This is a genomic window from Pseudomonas sp. Z3-8 (assembly GCF_051131975.1).
Lineage (GTDB): Bacteria > Pseudomonadota > Gammaproteobacteria > Pseudomonadales > Pseudomonadaceae > Aquipseudomonas.
The window spans coordinates 1,965,362-1,984,097 of sequence record NZ_CP071643.1 but is presented as its reverse complement, the minus strand read 5'-3'; the positions used below and the strand labels follow the sequence as shown (position 1 = coordinate 1,984,097).

At 60.7% G+C, this 18,736-nt stretch carries 14 protein-coding genes; 8 read left to right on the top strand and 6 right to left on the bottom strand.

Annotated elements, in window-relative coordinates; translation table 11 throughout:
• The first annotated feature begins 83 nt into the window (after positions 1 to 83).
• The 4 genes from J3P94_RS09270 to J3P94_RS09255 all read left to right on the top strand — a co-directional run bounded on the left by J3P94_RS09270 (position 84) and on the right by J3P94_RS09255 (position 9,018).
• Positions 84 to 1,412: a deoxyguanosinetriphosphate triphosphohydrolase gene (locus tag J3P94_RS09270; RefSeq protein ID WP_305499797.1), complete on the top strand. Its 1,329-nt coding sequence runs from the start codon at positions 84 to 86 to the stop codon at positions 1,410 to 1,412.
• A gap of 322 nt (positions 1,413 to 1,734) precedes the next feature.
• Positions 1,735 to 2,361 carry a response regulator transcription factor gene (locus tag J3P94_RS09265; protein ID WP_305499795.1) on the top strand — a complete coding sequence of 209 codons (627 nt, stop codon included), beginning with the start codon at positions 1,735 to 1,737 and terminating at the stop codon, positions 2,359 to 2,361.
• Positions 2,362 to 2,372: 11 nt separating this feature from the next.
• Entirely contained in the window at positions 2,373 to 5,993 is a 3,621-nt protein-coding gene (locus J3P94_RS09260) for a transporter substrate-binding domain-containing protein (protein ID WP_434572834.1), read from the top strand.
• A 76-nt stretch (positions 5,994 to 6,069) separates the two neighbouring features.
• Positions 6,070 to 9,018, top strand: coding sequence for an HD domain-containing phosphohydrolase (locus tag J3P94_RS09255; RefSeq protein ID WP_434572832.1), 2,949 nt, complete (start codon positions 6,070 to 6,072; stop codon positions 9,016 to 9,018).
• Here the strand turns inward: J3P94_RS09255 and J3P94_RS09250 are convergent, their stop codons facing one another.
• On the bottom strand, positions 9,019 to 9,501 hold the full coding sequence (locus J3P94_RS09250) for a GAF domain-containing protein (protein WP_434572830.1): 483 nt from the start codon (positions 9,499 to 9,501) through the stop codon (positions 9,019 to 9,021).
• A complete protein-coding gene (locus J3P94_RS09245; protein WP_434572828.1) occupies positions 9,498 to 10,388 on the bottom strand; it encodes an ATP-binding protein in 891 nt (296 codons plus the stop codon). Before J3P94_RS09245 ends, J3P94_RS09250 begins: the two co-directional genes overlap by 4 nt.
• 163 nt (positions 10,389 to 10,551) lie before the next feature.
• Between J3P94_RS09245 and J3P94_RS09240 the strand changes: the two genes are divergently transcribed.
• Positions 10,552 to 12,873: a response regulator gene (locus J3P94_RS09240; RefSeq protein ID WP_434572826.1), complete on the top strand. Its 2,322-nt coding sequence runs from the start codon at positions 10,552 to 10,554 to the stop codon at positions 12,871 to 12,873.
• Here J3P94_RS09240 and J3P94_RS09235 read toward each other — a convergent pair.
• The 3 genes from J3P94_RS09235 to msrB form a co-directional block, all read right to left on the bottom strand.
• Positions 12,857 to 13,318, bottom strand: coding sequence for a MarR family winged helix-turn-helix transcriptional regulator (locus J3P94_RS09235; protein WP_434572825.1), 462 nt, complete (start codon positions 13,316 to 13,318; stop codon positions 12,857 to 12,859). The genes J3P94_RS09240 and J3P94_RS09235 overlap by 17 nt on opposite strands.
• Complete coding sequence (locus J3P94_RS09230) at positions 13,315 to 13,800, bottom strand: glutathione peroxidase (protein WP_434572823.1); 486 nt, start codon at positions 13,798 to 13,800, stop codon at positions 13,315 to 13,317. The genes J3P94_RS09235 and J3P94_RS09230 overlap by 4 nt, the downstream gene beginning before the upstream one ends.
• A 137-nt stretch (positions 13,801 to 13,937) precedes the next feature.
• Positions 13,938 to 14,333, bottom strand: a complete 396-nt coding sequence (gene msrB, locus J3P94_RS09225; protein WP_434572821.1) for a peptide-methionine (R)-S-oxide reductase MsrB — start codon at positions 14,331 to 14,333, stop codon at positions 13,938 to 13,940.
• 220 nt (positions 14,334 to 14,553) lie between these two features.
• On the opposite strand from msrB, the gene J3P94_RS09220 reads away from it, so the two are divergent.
• Together J3P94_RS09220 and htpX are read left to right on the top strand one after the other, a co-directional pair.
• A complete protein-coding gene (locus J3P94_RS09220; RefSeq protein ID WP_018603142.1) occupies positions 14,554 to 15,765 on the top strand; it encodes a pyridoxal phosphate-dependent aminotransferase in 1,212 nt (403 codons plus the stop codon).
• Between the two features lie 298 nt (positions 15,766 to 16,063).
• Entirely contained in the window at positions 16,064 to 16,951 is an 888-nt protein-coding gene (gene htpX, locus J3P94_RS09215) for a protease HtpX (protein WP_003183732.1), read from the top strand.
• Positions 16,952 to 17,002: 51 nt separating this feature from the next.
• Here htpX and J3P94_RS09210 read toward each other — a convergent pair whose 3' ends face one another.
• Positions 17,003 to 17,707, bottom strand: coding sequence for a thiopurine S-methyltransferase (locus J3P94_RS09210; protein ID WP_434572819.1), 705 nt, complete (start codon positions 17,705 to 17,707; stop codon positions 17,003 to 17,005).
• Positions 17,708 to 17,812: 105 nt separating this feature from the next.
• Between J3P94_RS09210 and J3P94_RS09205 the strand changes: the two genes are divergently transcribed.
• Positions 17,813 to 18,580 carry a DODA-type extradiol aromatic ring-opening family dioxygenase gene (locus J3P94_RS09205; RefSeq protein WP_434572818.1) on the top strand — a complete coding sequence of 256 codons (768 nt, stop codon included), beginning with the start codon at positions 17,813 to 17,815 and terminating at the stop codon, positions 18,578 to 18,580.
• Positions 18,581 to 18,736 lie beyond the last annotated feature (156 nt).

Here is an 18,736-nt window from a genome sequence, read left to right as displayed (position 1 = left end):
ACAGGTCGATACCTGTGGCCCTTGCAGGACGCGTCCCGAACCGGGAAGCTAGGGCATCGACTCACCAAACGGAGCAACCGGCCTTGGATTGGCACACCCTGCTGACTCGCGAACGCCTGGGCAAACCCCTGCACAGTCCGGAAGAACTGGGCCGCAGCCCTTTCCATAAAGACCACGACCGCATCATCTTTTCCGGTGCATTCCGTCGCCTCGGACGCAAGACCCAGGTGCATCCGGTCTCCAGCAACGATCATATCCACACGCGCCTGACCCATTCGCTTGAAGTCAGTTGCGTCGGGCGCTCCCTGGGCATGCGCGTGGGAGAAACCATCCGCGGCGCCCTGCCAGACTGGTGTGAACCCAGCGACCTGGGCATGGTGGTGCAATCGGCCTGCCTGGCCCACGACATCGGCAACCCGCCGTTCGGCCACTCCGGTGAAGACGCCATCCGCTACTGGTTTCAACAGGCGGCCGGACGAGGCTGGCTGGATGCCATGAGCGAGGCCGAGCGCAATGACTTTCTCAATTTCGAGGGTAATGCCCAAGGATTCCGGGTCCTCACGCAGCTCGAATACCATCAGTTCGACGGCGGCACCCGGCTGACCTACGCGACACTTGGCACTTACCTGAAATATCCCTGGACTGCCCGCCACGCGGACTCCCTGGGCTACAAGAAGCACAAGTTCGGCTGCTATCAGAGCGAACTGCCGTTGCTCGAGCAGATTGCCCACAAGCTCGGCCTGCCGCAAATCGAGGACCAGCGCTGGGCAAGGCATCCGCTGGTCTACCTGATGGAGGCAGCCGACGATATCTGCTACGCGCTCATCGACCTGGAAGACGGCGTGGAAATGGAGCTGCTGGAATACCCGCAGGTGGAATCGCTGCTGCTGGATCTGGTCGGCGATGACCTGCCGGAGACTTACCGGCAGCTTGGCCCGCTGGATTCCCGGCGGCGCAAACTGGCGATCCTGCGTGGCAAGGCCATCGAACACCTGACCAACGCCGCCGCCCGGGCGTTCGTCGAGCAGCAGGAGGCATTGCTGGCAGGCACGTTGCAGGGAGACCTGGTGGAACACATGCATGGCCCGGCCAAACGCTGCGTCTTGAACGCCAAGGACATGGCCCGCAAGAAGATATTCCAGGACAAGCGCAAGACTCTGCACGAAATCGGTGCCTACACCACGCTGGAAATTCTGCTCAACGGGTTCTGTGGTGCCGCCCTGGAACAACACGGCGGCCGTACACCCTCGTTCAAGAATCGGCGCATCCTCGATCTGCTGGGCAACAACGCGCCAGATCCTGACGGCCCCTTGCACAGCGCGTTCCTGCGAATGATCGATTTCATCGCCGGCATGACCGACAGCTATGCCAGCGAAATGGCACAGGAAATGACCGGTCGCACTCGTCAATGAGCTCAGCGCCGCCTTTATCGGCGGCTCACTCAACAGCAGATAAACAAACTTTTCTAAAACTCGCTATCTCTACGAAATGAGCGAAACAAGCTACTGACGGACTACGCGTGCCTGATTAAAAGTTAACACCTTGCCTCGAATAGAATATAAGACGCGCTCGTCCCACTCCATTCGCCTACCAACAACCTAAATACTTCGTAGTACCTTGCCTCTTTTCTTGTAGGAAACTTCCGAAACTGGAAATGTAGCCCCGTCTCCTCGTACGACCCTGACTTAACTGGGCTAAGGTGCGCGCTTTATTCAGTTCGCAGGGGATTTATTCATGAACTCCGTTTTCATTGTCGACGATCATCCGGTCATCCGCCTCGCCGTTCGAATGCTGCTGGAGCATGAAGGCTATAAAGTTGTAGGAGAAACCGACAACGGCGTCGACGCGATGCAAATGGTCCGTGAATGTATGCCGGACCTGGTCATTCTGGACATCAGCATTCCCAAGCTTGATGGGTTGGAAATTCTTTCACGCTTCAACGCAATGACCGCCCCTATCAAGACGCTGGTGCTCACGGCGCAATCACCGACGCTGTTTGGCATCCGCTGCATGCAATCTGGTGCCTCCGGCTATGTGTGTAAACAGGAAGACCTCAGTGAACTGATCAGCGCAATTAAGGCCGTACTGTCCGGCTATAACTATTTCCCGAGCCAGGCGTTGACGCCCCTGCGTCATGATGATCCGCGCAGTATCGAGCTGGATCTTTTCAAAAGCGTCAACGATCGCGAATTGATGGTGCTGCAACTTTTCGCGCAGGGCCGTACCAACAAAGACATCGCCAAAGGCATGTTTCTCAGCAATAAAACCGTGAGCACGTATAAAAAACGCTTGATGCAGAAACTCAAGGTCAAGTCCCTGGTAGATCTGATCGAGATGGCCAAGCGCAACGCACTGGTTTGAGAAATAACAGCATGTACAGATGTCTACGCGAATTTCTTCTGCTGTCGTGCGCAGGACTCTATGCCGCGACCCTCATGGCCGCCCCGCAGTTGCCCGAGCGCTATACGCTGCTGAGTCGGGCGACGGCGGATCCCATGCAGATCAGACTCGACGCACCCCATCGCGCCTGGCTGCAAGGTCGTCAGGAGCTGGTCCTGGGTACATCCGCGCCGGATTATCCCCCGTTCGATCTTTCCACCAGTGGCCGCGATTATGAAGGCATGACTGCCGATTACGCGGGTGTCGTCGCCCAGGCGACCGGTTTGCCCATGAAGGTATTGCGCTTCAGTTCCCGTGGCGACGCGATTGCCGCGCTCGAAAGCGGGCAAATCGACTTGCTCGGCAGCGCCAACGGTTTCGAGGCCAGCAATCCGGGCATCGCCCTGTCGAAACCCTATGCAGTAGACCAGCCCGTCCTTGTTACCCGGACGGGCGACAGCCCGTCCCTGACCGAAGATCTCGAAGGGCTGCGGCTGAGCATGGCCTATCACTACCTGCCCCTGGATGAAATCAGAAAACTCTATCCCAAGGCGCAGATCACCACCTACACCTCCTACCAGAACGCCATCAATGCCGTCGCCTTCGGCCAGGCCGACGTATTTCTCGGCGACACCGTTTCTACCCACTATCTGATCAACAAGGGCTACCTGAGCAACGTCCGCATGGCCAGCTTCGGAAAACACGAAACCTACGGTTTCAGTTTCGCGGTCCGCCGGGATAATGCCCTGCTGCTGGAAATCCTGAACGCTACGCTGAGCCAGCTCCCGATTACGGAGCAGACGGCGATATCAAAACGCTGGAGCGCCGGCAGCGACCTGTACCTCACGGACCAGCGGATACAACTGACTGACCGCGAACAACGTTGGCTGACGAAGCATCCCGTCGTTCGCGTGGCGGTAAACGAAACGTTCGCGCCGTTTACGTTCTTCGATCCGGACGGTGATTTTCGCGGTATCAGCGCCGACCTGCTGGAGCTGATCAGGCTGCGTACCGGCCTGCGCCTGGAGATCCAGCGGCGCCAGACTGACGGCGAAATGATCTCCGCGGTGGTGAACGGCGAGGCCGACATGATTGCCGCGCTCCTGCCCAGCAGCGAACGGCAACAGTTCTTGAAGTTCAGCCGTCCCTACCTCGACAGCGCCTTTGTCCTGCTGACCCGCAAGCAATCCGACACGCCCGCGACCCTCGACCAGCTCGCCGGCAAGCGTCTGGCAATCGCCGCGGGCAATCCCATCATCGACTGGCTGCGCAGCGAATATCCGCATATCCAACTGGTCGAGGCCGCCGACTCCCTGCGGGCCGTCGATATGCTTGCCCAGGGTGAGGCCGATGGCAGCGTCAGTTCGCTGGTCATGGCCAATTATTTCCTGTCTTCCCACACGCTGCGCGACACATTGCAGATCAGCAGCACCGTAGGCACCCGACAAGCCCTGTTCTCGTTGGCCAGCGCAACGAACTTACCAGAGTTGAGCTCGATCCTGGACAAGGCCCTGACCAGCATCGAACCCGCCGAACTGGGGGTCATCAACAATCGCTGGCGAGGGCATATCTCGGCGGCGGAGCTTACCTGGCGCACCTATCACCGGTTATTCCTGCAGTTTGTCGCAGGCGCCGGTCTGTTATTGCTGCTGTCCCTGGCGTGGAATGCGTACATGCAGCGGCAGATCAGGCAACGCCAGAAGGCGGAACTGGCGCTCAACGACCAGCTTGAATTCATGCATGCCCTGCTCAACGGCACTCCCCATCCGATCTACGTGAGGGACCGCCATGGGCTTCTGCAAAGCTGTAACGACAGTTACCTGGAATCGTTCAACGCAACACGCGAAGAAGTAATCGGCAAGGACGTCGCGGCGGTATCCATGAGCAATGCTTTCGAAGCGCAGGAATATCGGGCGGACTACCAGCGTGTCATGGCCGAAGGCACCGCCTTGATCACCGACCGGCCGCTGCACATTGGCGCTCGGAAGCTGACGATCTATCACTGGATCCTCCCCTACCGTAACGCCGCGGGACACGTGCAAGGCATCATCGGTGGCTGGATCGACATCAGTGAACGGCGCCAGCTTGTCGAGGAACTGCATGCCGCCAAGGAACAGGCCGACGCCGCCAATCGCGCGAAAAGCACCTTCCTGGCGACCATGAGCCATGAAATCCGTACGCCTATGAACGCAGTGATCGGCATGCTGGAACTGGCCCTCAAGCATGCCGATAAGGGACAGGTCGACCGTTCGACCATAGCGGTCGCGTACGAATCGGCCTCAGGCATGCTGGAGCTGATCGGCGATATCCTGGACATTGCCCGCATCGAATCAGGCCACCTGACCCTGGCCCCTGAACGAGTGAATGTCAGCGCCTTGCTGCGCTCGGTGGTCCGGGTATTCGAGGGACTGGCCCGGCAAAAGAATCTGCTGTTGTCACTACAAGTAGAGCCCGCCGACGACAAACACGACGTCCTGATAGACCCGTCGAGATTCAAGCAGGTGATCTCGAACCTGATCAGCAATGCCTTGAAATTTACCGAACAGGGCGAGGTGAAGGTCCGCGCCAGGCTTTCCCGAACCGCTCACGAAAATACGTTGCGGATGCAGATAGAAGTCAGCGACAGCGGCATTGGCATCAGCCCGGAGGACATGCAGCGCCTGTTCGAACCGTTTGCCCAGGCCGACAACAGCAGCCGGATGGCCCGAAAAGGCGCGGGGCTTGGCCTGGTGATCAGCCGCCAGTTGTGCCAGATGATGGGCGGTGAGTTGTCCCTGGACAGCCAACCGGGCGTCGGTACCCAGGTCCGGCTTACCCTGCAGCCGAGCATCCTGTCCGAAACGACGATCGGCGTCCCGGCTGAGCCTGCGGTCGAAACGGCCACGGCCCGATTGAGCGTCCTGGTGGTGGATGATCACCCGGCCAATCGTTTGCTGATGACGCAGCAACTGGAATACCTCGGTCATCGCCACTCCCTCGCCAACGATGGCGCGCAAGGACTCGAGGCTTGGCATGAGGGTGATTTCGACCTGATCATCGCCGACTGCAACATGCCCGTCATGAGCGGTTACGAGCTTGCCAGGGCCATCCGCCGGTACGAGGCCGAACATCAATTGCCGCGCTGCACCATCCTCGGGTTCACCGCCAATGCGCAACCCGAGGAGAAGCAGCGCTGCAAGGAGGCCGGAATGGACGATTGCCTGTTCAAACCGATCAACCTGAGCACCCTGAGCCAATGGATGAACACGATCAAACCCGCGAGCCGCGCAGCCGTGTTCAATGTCCAGAGTCTGCACATGCTCACCGGCGGCGACCCGATCTCCGTCCGGCGGCTGCTGGCGGAACTGCTCAGCAGCAACCGTTCCGACCGCCAGGAGCTGCTCCAAGCCGCCCGTACCGGCCCTTCCCAAGCGCTCGCCGAAACGGCGCACAAGATAAAAGGTGTCGCCCGTATCGTGCAGGCAAATGGGCTGATCGAATTGTGCGAGGCTCTGGAAATCGCCTGTCATCAGGAGCAGGCACCCGGACAAATCGACGACTGCGCGAAAGCGCTCCACCGGGCGATGACCGAACTGGAACAGGCGCTGGAAACGGAGATCGCCAAGGCAGGATAATCCAGTGTTTACTATGCTGTTGGCTCAGCAGTGCGTATCAGGGGGCGATCTCCCCCGAACACTTGGAGTGACGGATATGCCCAGCGCACCGCGTCCGGAAAAACGCCGGTTTCCCCTGCACGTCCATATCAGCGTGATGTTTACCCTGCTCCTGCTGCTGACCGGCGTCGTGCTGGGCGTCTTCAACTACCGGCAAACCACCCAGATCATCCTGTCCAGCAGCGAAAAGCTGTTTAATCGAATTGAACAGGACGTACGCCTGGACCTGTACGACACCTACGAACCGATCCGTCATCTGCTGGGCCTGCTGGCCGATTACCCGGCGACGCGTGCGCCTGGAATGGCGCAACGGCTGGACCTGCTCGTGCCCTTCAGCCAGGCGCTGCGAGACAACCCGAACCTGGCGTCGCTGTACCTGGGTGACAGCAAGGGCGAGTTCTTCATGGTCCGGCCGTTGCGCACCGATGCCTTGAGGGCCGCGATGAAGGCACCGGTCGGCGCGCTGTATCAGGTCTGGACCGTGGAGCGCGCCGGCAACGAAGGCCTGGTTCGCTCGCAATCGCTGTTCTATGACCGGGACCTGAACCTTCTCAGCCGCCTGCAACATCCTGACGAAACCTACGATCCGCGCAGCCGGGGCTGGTTCCGTAGCGCCTTGAGCAGCCCTGAACAAATCACCACCGAACCCTACGTGTTCTTTTCCACCCGAAACATCGGCACTACCCTTGCGCGGCGCAGCGGCGCGCAGGCCGTCATCGGCGCTGACCTGACCCTCGCCGCCCTGTCACAGACGTTGGCCAAGCACAAGGTGAGCGCCGGTACCGAAATTGTCCTGATCGATCCCCAAGGCAACGCGGTGGGCTATCCGGACAGTCCCCGGTTGATCGCCGACATTCAGTCGTCCCGCCTGATCAAGGCGCGTGACCTTGCCCCGGCCATCGCCGCTGCGCTCGATGACCACACTGACACGCCACGCCTGGAAGCGGCCGGACGCCAATGGATCGTTTCCCGCAGCCACATGCAGGAGGGCGGGCCGCAGGGCCTGGAGTTGGCCTTGCTGGTGCCGGAGGACGAACTGCTCGCCGATGCCTATCGCCTGCGCTGGCAAGGCGCGCTGATCACCCTCGCCACGTTGCTGATGTGCCTGCCCCTCGGCTGGCTGACCTCGCGAATCCTGGTCAAGCCCTTGCGCGCACTGGTCAAGGAAGCCGACGCCATTCGCAGCTTCGACTTCAACTATCCGGTGTCCCGCCGTTCTCCGGTGCTGGAGGTCGATCAACTGGGTGTTTCGATGGCCCGCATGAAAGAAACCCTGGCGAGTTTTTTCGAGATCACGGCCAGCCTGCGCGCTGAAACCCGCTTTGCCCCGCTATTGGAGCGGGTGTTGTTCGAGACGGTGAAAATCGGCCAGGCCCAGGCCGGCCTGATCTATCTGCGCGAACACGACGAGGAGCAAGTCAAGCCCTACGGGCTGGTGATCGATGGGACGCCTCGGGACCTGCAAGCCTTCGCCCTGCGAGGCTACGCACTGAATGGCGCGGACAGCCCGCCGTGGTTACAGGAACTGGCCACAGCGGAAACCCTGGTGTCCTCGCTGGGCTTCGAGCAGGCTGCCGATTTGCGCAGCGTCCTGCTGGAACTGGATGCCCCGCGCGTGCACCTGATCGGTATCCGCTTGCGCAACCGCCATCAGGAAACCGTCGGCATCTTGTTGCTATTGATCACAGACAGCGGCGCCGAAGCCGACCTGGAGAAACTCCAGCCGGACCGCATTGCCTTTCTCCAGGCCGTTTCCGGCACCGCGACGGTGAGCATCGAAAGCCAGCGCCTGCAAGCCAGGCAAAAGCAGTTGCTGGATTCATTCATCCAACTGCTCGCCGGGGCGATCGATGCCAAGAGCCCTTACACCGGCGGCCATTGCCAGCGAGTGCCAGCCCTGACGCTGATGCTCGCCCAAGCCGCCGCCGCCAGCCGGGCACCGGCGTTCGACGCCTACCGGCCAACGGAAGATGAATGGGAAGCGCTGCACATCGCTGCCTGGCTGCATGACTGCGGCAAGGTCACCACACCCGAGTATGTAGTGGACAAGGCCACCAAGCTGGAAACCCTGAACGACCGGATCCATGAAATCCGTACCCGCTTCGAGGTACTCAAGCGCGACGCCTGGATCGATTACTGGCAGGCCCTGGCAACCGGTGGCGAATCGTCAGCCCTGGCCCGCCAGCGCGACGCGACGCTGGCCGCCCTCGATGATGACTTTGCCTTTGTCGCAGGCTGCAACCTGGGCTCCGAAGCCATGGCCGAGCGTGATTTGCAGCGTCTGCAACGCATCGCCCGGCGCACGTGGACGCGCACCCTGGATGACCGCCTGGGAGTTTCCTGGGAGGAAAGCCGACGCCAGGCGCGCACACCCACGCCGACGCTTCCGGTGACTGAATCGCTGCTGGCGGACAAACCCGAGCATTTGATCGAGCGGCATGCAGCCGAGCTGATTCCGGCAGACAACCCATGGGGCTTCCAGCTTGATGTACCGCGCTGGAAATACAACCGCGGCGAACTCTACAACCTCAGCATCACGCGCGGCACACTGACCCGCGAAGAACGTTATGTGATCAACCACCACATGGTGCAGACGATCCTGATGCTCAGCCAGCTGCCCTTCCCCAGCCACCTGGAAAACGTTGCGGAAATCGCCGGCGGCCATCACGAGAAAATGGATGGCACCGGTTATCCGAAGCGACTCAAGCGCGAGCAGATGAGCCTGCCGGCTCGAATGATGGCGATTGCCGATATCTTCGAAGCGCTGACCGCAGCGGATCGCCCGTATAAAAAAGCCAAGAAACTGAGTGAAGCCCTCGGCATCATGGCCACCATGTGCCGCGACGCCCACATCGATCCCGAGCTGTTCCAGCTGTTTGTCGACGAGCGAATCTACTTGCGTTATGCCGATGAGTTCCTGGACCCGAGCCAGATCGATGAGATCGACCCGGGCAGTTTGCTGGTCAAGGCTGGGCTGAAGGCGTAATCAGCAATCGGTCAGCCGCAGGAAGATTGCCGCCAGTTGCTCGATGCCGGCCTGGTCATGCTCGGTGAAGCGCGCCGGTTTCGGACTGTCCAGGTCCAGCACGCCGATCAGGCGTCCCTCTTTGACCAGCGGCACCACCAGTTCGCTGTTCGAGGCGCTGTCGCAGGCAATGTGCCCGGGAAACGCGTGGACATCTTCGACACGCTGGGTTTGGCGAGTCGCCGCCGCCGTGCCGCAGACACCACGACCGAAGGGAATGCGCACACAGGCAATCTGGCCCTGGAACGGCCCCAGCACCAGCTCCTCGCTGCGGTTGAGGTAGAAACCGGCCCAGTTCAGATCATCCAACTGACTGAACAGGAAAGCCGAGAATTGCGCGGCATTGGCGATGAAGTCGCGTTCATCCGCCAGCAACGATTGCAACTGTGCCGACAACAGGCCGTAGCCTTCGAGGCCGTCCCCGGTACGGGTCAAATCGATCATGCCTTGTGCTCCAGGAGTTTGAGGCCCACCCAATAACGGGCAAATTGATAGGCGCAACGTCCGTTGCGGTTGCCACGTCCGGTTGCCCAGCGCACCGCCTGCACATCCAGTGCTTCGTCACGCTGCCAGTCGAGCCCGGCCTTGGCCGCCAGCTCGCCGATCCAATGCTCTACCACATCGAGGAAGTGCTCCTGGGTAAATGGATAGAACGACAGCCACAACCCGAAGCGGTCGGACAAGGCGATCTTGTCTTCCACCGCCTCGCTGGGGTGCAGCTCGCCGTCGACCCGTTTCCAGTTCTCGTTGTCGCTTTCCTTTTCCGGTACCAGGTGACGGCGGTTCGAGGTGGCGTACAGCAGCACATTGTCCGGCGCCTGCTCCAGCGAACCGTCGAGCACACTCTTGAGCACGCGGTAGTCGCCTTCGCCGGACTCGAACGACAGGTCATCGCAGAACAGCACGAAACGCTGGGGCAGTTTTGCCACCTGCTCGACTACCCGGGGCAGATCGGCCAGGTGGTCACGCTCGATCTCGATCAAGCGCAGGCCCTGCCCGGCATGCTCAGCCAGCAAGGCACGTACCAGCGACGACTTGCCGGTGCCGCGCGAGCCCCAGAGCAAAGCGTGGTTGGCCGGCATGCCATCGATGAACTGAAGGGTGTTGCGGCCCAGTTGTTCAACCTGACGGTCGACACCGATCAGGTCCGACAGGCGCATGTCGAGGCTGACCGTCAACGGCATCAGGAAACCGCTGCGCCCGTCACGTTGCCAGCGCGCGGCCAGGGTCTGGTTCCAGTCGATGTCGGGCCGCGGGGCGGGCAACAAGGGCTCGATACGGGCAAGCACCGCATCGGCGCGCTCAAGAAAAGCATTCAATCGGGCGTCCACGTCTTTTCCTCGGACAAGTTCACGGTAATGATGACGCTACAGCGACGAAACGACGAGGCCAGCGGCGGGTCTGTTTCAGACAACGCAAACCGGCCGCACCGGTATTCGGAAATGATCAGCTATGCTTGACCGGCGAAGGGAAACGTAAGTGGTTCACCATCCCATGGACATCAGATTCACCCAACGGCTGTCGTACAAACAGGCTCGACTGACCGTCATGGTGGGTTTCGTGCTGGGCACCTTCCTAAGCCTGGTACAGATCGGCATCGATTATGCCAGCGAAGACGCGTCGATCAACCGTGAAATCCTCTCGTTGCTGGAAATCAGCCACAACCCGGCCTCGCGCATCGCCTATAACATCGATGCCGAGCTTGCCCAAGAACTGGCCCTGGGCCTGTTGCGCTCGCCGGCCATCGTCGGCGCCGAACTGATCGATAACAACAATACGGTGCTGGCCAGCGTCAAGCGACCCGAGCTGCAAAGCAGTTACCGATTTATCAGCGACTCGCTTTTTGGCGCCCAACGACAGTTCGAAGACCGGCTCTACCTGAATCATCTGCCGGCCGAGTCCCTCGGCGTGCTGCGACTGGATGTCGACACTTATGCGTTCGGCAGCCGCTTCCTGCGCCGGGCCGAGGTGACGCTGCTCAACGGTTTCGCCCGCAGCCTGATCCTGACTGGCCTGCTGCTGGCGCTGTTCTACGTCATGCTGACCAAACCCTTGGTGCGGGTTATCCGCGAACTCAGCAGCCGCGACCCGGGCAGCAGCGAACAGCGCCCGCTGGAGTGTCCTTCCGGCCACCAACACGATGAAATCGGCGTGCTGGTATCGGTCGCCAACCAGCAGTTCGAGAATGTCTCCACTGAAATCCAGCAACGGCGCGCGGCTGAAAATCGTCTGACCGATTACCTGGCGCAACTGGAGAATATCGTTTCGGCGCGCACGGCCGAGCTCAAGGCCATCAATGCCCGGCTCAGCCAGTCCAACGAGGAGCTGGATATTGCCCGGCGCACCGCCCTGGACATGGCTGACGCGCGCTCCGCGTTCCTGGCCAACATGAGCCATGAGATCCGCACCCCCCTCAACGGTTTGCTCGGGATGATCGCCCTGTCCCTGGATGGCCCGTTGACGGCCGAGCAACAGCAACAGCTGTCGATAGCGCATGACTCCGGCAAGGTATTGGTCGAACTGCTCAACGACATTCTCGATCTGTCCAAATTCGACGCCGGCCAACTGGAACTCGAACGTATCCCGTTCGACCTTGGCGCGCTGGTCGAAGACACCGCCAACCTGCTGTCGCAGAACGCGGCGCCAAGCGTCGAACTGGCGTGTCTGATCGACCCGCAGTTCCCGGCCCAGGTACTGGGCGACCCGACCCGCGTTCGCCAGATCGTCAGCAACCTGCTTTCCAACGCATTGAAGTTCACCCGTTTCGGTCGGGTCGATGTGCGCTTGAGTCACTATGAAGGCGGCGTGCGGGTCGAGGTCTGGGACACTGGCATCGGCATTCCCCAGGAGGACCAGGCGCGGATTCTCCAGCCGTTCACCCAGGCCGGCGCGGGTATTACCCGCCAGTTCGGCGGCACCGGGCTGGGCCTGGCACTGACCTACAACCTCTGCGAGGCGATGCAGGGACGGTTGACGATCAGTTCCGAGGCGGGCTTCGGAAGCCAGTTCTGCGCCGACCTGCCGCTGCCCGCCCACAGCCCGGCCGCGCCCGTCGAGACCTTGCGGGGCAACGTGGTCGCCATCACCACCGCCAACAGCGGGCTGGCCGAATTGCTGGGCATGTTGCTGCCGGTCTGGGGACTGGACTACATACAACGCACCGTAGACGACGGCTTGCTGGGGCTCAAGCCGGACATCCTGATCACCGATTGCCCGGAATGCCTGTTCAATTTACGCCCGACCTTCGACGCCCCGATCCTGCTCGTCACCGCCTATGGCAGTTTCATGCCCAGCGAAGAAGCCGCCGCCCTCGCGCCTTTGCTGCAGCAGGCCCGACCGCTGGCGCGCCACGCGCTTTACCAGATCCTGCGCCGGGCCCTGCAAAGCGAGGCGACGACCATCAACGACGCGCAGATCGAAGCACTGGCGCCCTCGCGGCGTGGCCGGGTGCTGCTGGTGGAGGACAACCCCGTCAACCAACTGGTGGCCAAGGGCATGCTGGTCAAGCTGGGCTGTGAGGTAGTGGTCGCGGCCCATGGCGCCGAAGCCCTGGACCAGCTCGAACAGCAAGCGTTCGACCTGGTCCTGATGGACTGCAACATGCCGGTCATGGATGGTTACGAAGCCAGCCGGCAGATTCGCCGCAGCGGCCGCTGGCCGGACCTGCCGATCGTCGCGCTGACGGCCAACGCGATGCCCGAGGAACGCGAACGCTGCCGGGCCGCCGGCATGAGTGATTACCTGTCCAAGCCGTTCCGTCGCGAGGAACTGGCGGCATTGCTGGACCAGTGGGTGCCGACTACGTCAGCCCTTTGATCTGCTTGAGCAGGTGATCCAGGCCATCGCGCAACTCGCCCACGCGATCCAGATCGATCCCGCTGTCGCATAGCAGGCGCGCCTTGAGCGGGCCGACCTGCTCGCGCAAGGCGCGGCCCGCATCCGACAGGCTCAAATGCACCTCTCGCTCATCCTGGACCGAGCGTTGGCGGCGGATCAAACTCAGTTGCTCCAGGCGCTTGAGCAACGGTGTCAGCGTGCCGGAATCCAGCAGCAAACGCTCTCCAAGCGCCTTGACCGTGGGCTGCTCCGGGGTGTTGTCCTGCCATTCCCACAGCACCAGCATCGCCAGGTACTGCGGATAGGTCAGGCCAAGCTGATCGAGCATCGGCTTGTAGCCACGAATCACCGCCCGTGATGCTGCGTACAGCTTGAAGCACAACTGACTGTCGAGCTTCAGCGAATCGACTGACAGGTCGCTCATTTGAGCAGGGCTTCGATCTCGCCGGTGAGATCCTCGGGCTTGGTGGTCGGGGCGAAGCGCTTGACCACCTGGCCGTCCTTGCCAATCAGGAACTTCGTGAAATTCCACTTGATGCCCTTGGACCCCAGCACACCGGGCGCCCGCTGCTTGAGCTGGACAAATAGCGGATGGGCGTTGGCTCCGTTGACATCAATCTTCTTGAACAGCGGAAAACTCACGCCGAAGTTGAGCTCGCAAAATTCGGAGATCGCCCCTTCGTTGCCTGGTTCCTGCTTGCCGAACTGGTTGCAAGGAAAGCCCAGCACCACCAGGCCCTGGTCCTTGTAGGATTGCCACAAAGCCTCAAGACCTTTGTACTGCGGGGTGAAGCCGCATTGGCTGGCGGTGTTGACCACCAGCACGGCCTTGCCGGGGAAATCGGCGAGCGTCTTCTGCTCGCCCTTGATGGTGGTGCAAGGAATGCTCAGCAGATTGTCGGTCATGGCACGGCTCCAGAGGGAAGTTGGATGCCGAAGATAGCGAGCAATTAAATTGTGTGCAATTTAATTGTCATTAATGCGGAATCAAGGCTCCCGTGGCGAGGGTGCTTGCTCCCTCGCCACGAAGGACTGCGCAACGCTTACTCGCGAGGCACGAGATCCAGGCACACCGAGTTGATGCAGTAACGCAGGCCAGTGGGCGGTGGGCCGTCGGGGAAGACATGGCCCAGATGCGCGTCGCATTTGGCGCAGACCACCTCGGTGCGAATCATGCCGTGGCTGACATCTCGCACCTCCACCACCGCGCTACCTTCGATCGGGGCGTAGAAACTCGGCCAGCCGCAGCCGGAATCGAATTTGGTCGTCGAATCGAACAACGGATCGTGGCAGCAGATGCAGCGGTAGATGCCGTCGGTCTTGGTCTCATTGTACTTGCCGGAAAATGGGCGTTCGGTGCCTTTGAGGCGACAGACGTTGTACTGCTCCGGGTCGAGCATCTCACGCCATTCTTCAAGGGTTTTCTGCAACTTTTCCATCGTCCTACCTCGGCAATTGAAAAAGCCCGATCCGACGCTTTTCCGCAGATCGGGCGGCACGTATGATTGCGCCTCGTCAGGCGCCAGTCTGGCAGTCACGTCATGCGCATTCAAATGGATTGTGGCGCATCTACCGCGTCCGGCCCGGGCACAGACGCAGGATCCCCAGTACGGTAGTTCATACGCCGCCTGGATCGTTCATTTTCGGGAACACATCGCCATGCAGGTCAGCAAATCGAACAAGCTCGCCAACGTCTGCTACGACATTCGCGGCCCGGTGCTCAAGCACGCCAAACGCCTGGAAGAGGAAGGCCATCGCATCCTCAAGCTGAACATCGGCAACCCGGCGCCCTTTGGTTTCGAAGCCCCCGATGAAATTCTCCAGGACGTCATCCGCAACCTGCCGACCGCGCAAGGCTACAGCGACTCCAAGGGCCTGTTCAGCGCGCGCAAGGCCGTGATGCAGTATTACCAGCAGAAGCAGGTCGAAGGCATCGGCATCGAGGACATCTACCTGGGCAATGGCGTGTCCGAGCTGATCGTGATGTCGATGCAGGCCTTGCTCAACAACGGCGACGAAGTGCTGGTGCCAGCGCCGGATTATCCGCTGTGGACCGCCGCCGTCAGCCTGTCCGGTGGCAACCCGGTGCATTACCTGTGCGACGAGCAGGCCAACTGGTTCCCTGACCTGGCGGACATCAAGGCCAAGATCACCCCGAATACCAAGGCCCTGGTGATCATCAACCCGAACAACCCGACCGGCGCGGTGTATTCCCGCGAGGTGCTGCTGGGCATGCTCGAACTGGCCCGCCAGCACAACCTGGTGGTGTTCTCCGACGAGATCTACGACAAGATCCTCTACGATGACGCCGTGCACGTCTGCACCGCCTCACTGGCACCGGACCTGCTGTGCCTGACCTTCAACGGCCTCTCCAAGTCCTATCGTGTCGCCGGCTTCCGCTCCGGCTGGATCGCCATCTCCGGCCCCAAGCACCACGCTCAGAGCTACATCGAAGGCATCGACATGCTGGCCAACATGCGTCTGTGCGCCAACGTGCCGAGCCAGCATGCGATCCAGACGGCGTTGGGTGGCTACCAGAGCATCAACGACCTGGTCCTGCCCCAGGGCCGTTTGCTGGAACAGCGCAATCGCACCTGGGAACTGCTCAATGACATCCCCGGCGTCAGCTGCGTCAAGCCGATGGGTGCGCTGTATGCCTTCCCGCGAATCGACCCGAAGGTCTGCCCGATCCACAACGACGAGAAATTCGTCCTCGACCTGCTGCTGTCGGAGAAATTGCTGGTCGTCCAGGGCACAGCGTTCAACTGGCCATGGCCGGACCATTTCCGCGTCGTGACCCTGCCGCGGGTCGACGACCTCGATCAGGCCATTGGCCGCATCGGCAATTTCCTCAAATCCTACCGTCAATGATCCAGATGGAGTGCGGGGCGTTCGCCTCGCACTCTGTTTGATTCAGCAACATATCCATTTTCCTGCCTCCGCAGGTTTCTGACGCGGGGACTCGTTGTCCGATGGACGACGAGACGCAACGTTCACGGGGCGCAGCGGCCATATTTCTTTTCCGGCGCAACTTTCAGAAAAGTCTTTCAAACAATGAGGACCGTTGTAGGACACAGTTTGAAATAGAAGGCGAGTTGAATAGCCTGCGGCAGCACCTTATATACCCCGCATAACGCTACATCTTTAGCATGAGGAGATTGCTACCACCATGATGCGCATCCTGCTGTTCTTGGCCACTAACCTGGCGGTCGTGCTGATTGCCAGCATCACCCTGAGCCTTTTCGGCTTCAACGGGTTCATGGCGGCCAACGGGGTTGATCTCAACCTCAATCAGCTGCTGATCTTCTGTGCGGTGTTCGGTTTTGCCGGTTCCCTCTTCTCGCTGTTCATCTCCAAGTGGATGGCGAAGATGAGCACCGGCACCCAGATCATCAGCCAGCCGCGCACTCGTCACGAACAATGGCTGCTGCAGACCGTCGAGCAGCTGTCCCGTGAAGCCGGGATCAAGATGCCGGAAGTCGGGATCTTCCCGGCGTACGAAGCCAACGCCTTCGCCACCGGCTGGAACAAGAACGACGCCTTGGTCGCCGTCAGCCAGGGCCTGCTGGAACGGTTTTCGCCAGATGAAGTGAAAGCTGTGCTGGCCCACGAGATCGGCCACGTCGCCAACGGCGACATGGTGACTCTGGCGTTGATCCAGGGTGTGGTGAACACCTTCGTCATGTTCTTCGCCCGAATCATCGGCAACTTTGTCGACAAGGTGATTTTCAAGAACGAAGAAGGCCAGGGTATTGCCTACTACGTGGCGACCATCTTCGCCGAGCTGGTACTAGGCATCCTCGCCAGCGCCATCGTCATGTGGTTCTCGCGCAAACGCGAGTTCCGCGCCGATGACGCCGGTGCGCGACTTGCAGGCACCAGCGCCATGATTGGCGCCCTGCAACGCCTGCGTGCCGAACAAGGCCTGCCGGTACACATGCCCGATACCTTGAATGCCTTCGGCATCAACGGCGGCATCAAGCAAGGCCTGGCTCGCATGTTCATGAGCCACCCACCGCTGGAAGAGCGAATCGACGCACTGCGTCGTCGCGGCTAACCGCCAACTGATACAAGAAAGCCCGCAGCGATGCGGGCTTTCTTTTGCCTGCTAAGTCAAAAGCGGCAGCGGGCCCGTCCGGGACGGGGTCATTGAGCGCACCCCACGACTGGACACCAGATATACCCGCTCATCCAGCCGCTTCACGCCCGCCTGCAAGAACTTCCAACTCTCGCCCAGCACATCCTGCTCCTGCAAGACTTGCAATTGCCACGCCCTGCCCAGCAACCGCTGCACCTCTTCATGTCCTACCGAAAACGGCGGCCCAGGCATCTCGTCCTGGTTGTAGTCCAGGGTAATCAGCAGCCCGACGCAGTCCGGCATTATGTTCTGCAGATGGGCCGCATAGCGCTCGCGCATCGGTGCAGGCAGGGCGATCAGTGCCGCACGGTCATACAACGTCGCGCAATCCGCGACGTCCAAAGACGTCAACGCAAAGACATCACCGCAGCGGATTTCGATGGCACCAGAACGAAATACCTTGAAGGCGCCCTCCTCACTCACGTTTGGCTCAAGCTGATGCTCCTGGAAAAAATCAGTGACGGCCTTTTCCGATAGCTCCACCCCCAGCACCGAAAAACCTTGTTGCGCCAACCACAGCAGATCCAGCGTCTTGCCGCACAAGGGCACCAATACTCGAGTTTCTTCAGGCAATCCCAACTGGGGCCAGAAACGCTGCAAGTAAGGGTTCACTTCCGGCAGATGAAAACCGATCTGGTTGGTTGACCAGCGCTTGTGCCAAAACTCGGGGTCCATGGGAATCGCTCCACAAATTCGATCAAAACGGGTTAAAACTTATATTAGATTTCGATCGTTGACCTGACCGAAGATGAACCCATCTTAACGCTCAGGAGCCCGTCCATGCTGCCCAGCCTGTTTATCTCCCATGGTTCACCGATGCTTGCCCTGGATCCCGGGGAGAGCGGCCCGGCCTTGGCTCGCCTGGCCACGCAAATGCCGACGCCCAAGGCCATCGTGATTGTGTCGGCCCATTGGGAGAGCAATGAACTGCTGGTCAGCGCCAACCCGCGACCGCGTACATGGCATGACTTCGGTGGCTTCCCGAAAGCGTTGTACGAAGTGCAATATCCGGCGCCAGGCGATCCCCTGCTGGCAACGCAGGTCGCCGAACTGCTCAATGCAGCGCAATTGCCGGCACGCCTGGAGACAGGGCGGCCATCGGACCATGGCGTCTGGGTGCCGCTGTCGTTGATGTACCCCGAGGCCGATATTCCCGTGGTACAGGTTTCCCTGCCCAGCCAGCGCGGCCCGACACTGCAGACGCAGGTCGGCCGGGCCCTGGCAGGACTGCGCGAACAGGACATCCTGCTGATCGGTTCCGGCAGCATCACGCATAACCTGGGGGATCTGGACTGGAACGCCGGCCCTGACAGCATCGAGCCCTGGGCCAAGGCATTCCGCGATTGGATAGTGGCGCAACTGGCGGCCAACGACGAGTTCGCGTTGCATGATTACCGCCGCCAGGCCCCCAATGCGGTGCGCAGCCATCCCAGCGACGAGCACCTGCTGCCGCTGTATTTTGCCCGGGGGGCGGGTGGTAAATTCAGCATTGCCCATGAAGGGTTCACGATGGGAACGTTGGGGATGGACATTTATCGGTTTGATTGACCGGCAGACCGAGTCGCTCCAATCGCGAGCAAGCTCGCTCCCACAGATTTTTTGGGTGCCGAAGATCCAGTGTGGGAACGAGCTTGCTCGCGATTGGCTTCAACACCGCGCTCCCGGCAGGAACACCAAATGACAGGCAAAAAAAATCCCCGAACC

Coding starts and splice junctions, on each gene's coding strand:
- J3P94_RS09265 (WP_305499795.1), top strand. CDS start 1,735: ATGAACTCCGTTTTCATTGTCGACGATCATCCGGTCATCCGCCTCGCC.
- J3P94_RS09260 (WP_434572834.1), top strand. CDS start 2,373: ATGTACAGATGTCTACGCGAATTTCTTCTGCTGTCGTGCGCAGGACTC.
- J3P94_RS09255 (WP_434572832.1), top strand. CDS start 6,070: ATGCCCAGCGCACCGCGTCCGGAAAAACGCCGGTTTCCCCTGCACGTC.
- J3P94_RS09250 (WP_434572830.1), bottom strand. CDS start 9,501: ATGATCGATTTGACCCGTACCGGGGACGGCCTCGAAGGCTACGGCCTG.
- J3P94_RS09240 (WP_434572826.1), top strand. CDS start 10,552: ATGGACATCAGATTCACCCAACGGCTGTCGTACAAACAGGCTCGACTG.
- J3P94_RS09235 (WP_434572825.1), bottom strand. CDS start 13,318: ATGAGCGACCTGTCAGTCGATTCGCTGAAGCTCGACAGTCAGTTGTGC.
- J3P94_RS09230 (WP_434572823.1), bottom strand. CDS start 13,800: ATGACCGACAATCTGCTGAGCATTCCTTGCACCACCATCAAGGGCGAG.
- msrB (WP_434572821.1), bottom strand. CDS start 14,333: ATGGAAAAGTTGCAGAAAACCCTTGAAGAATGGCGTGAGATGCTCGAC.
- J3P94_RS09220 (WP_018603142.1), top strand. CDS start 14,554: ATGCAGGTCAGCAAATCGAACAAGCTCGCCAACGTCTGCTACGACATT.
- htpX (WP_003183732.1), top strand. CDS start 16,064: ATGATGCGCATCCTGCTGTTCTTGGCCACTAACCTGGCGGTCGTGCTG.
- J3P94_RS09210 (WP_434572819.1), bottom strand. CDS start 17,707: ATGGACCCCGAGTTTTGGCACAAGCGCTGGTCAACCAACCAGATCGGT.
- J3P94_RS09205 (WP_434572818.1), top strand. CDS start 17,813: ATGCTGCCCAGCCTGTTTATCTCCCATGGTTCACCGATGCTTGCCCTG.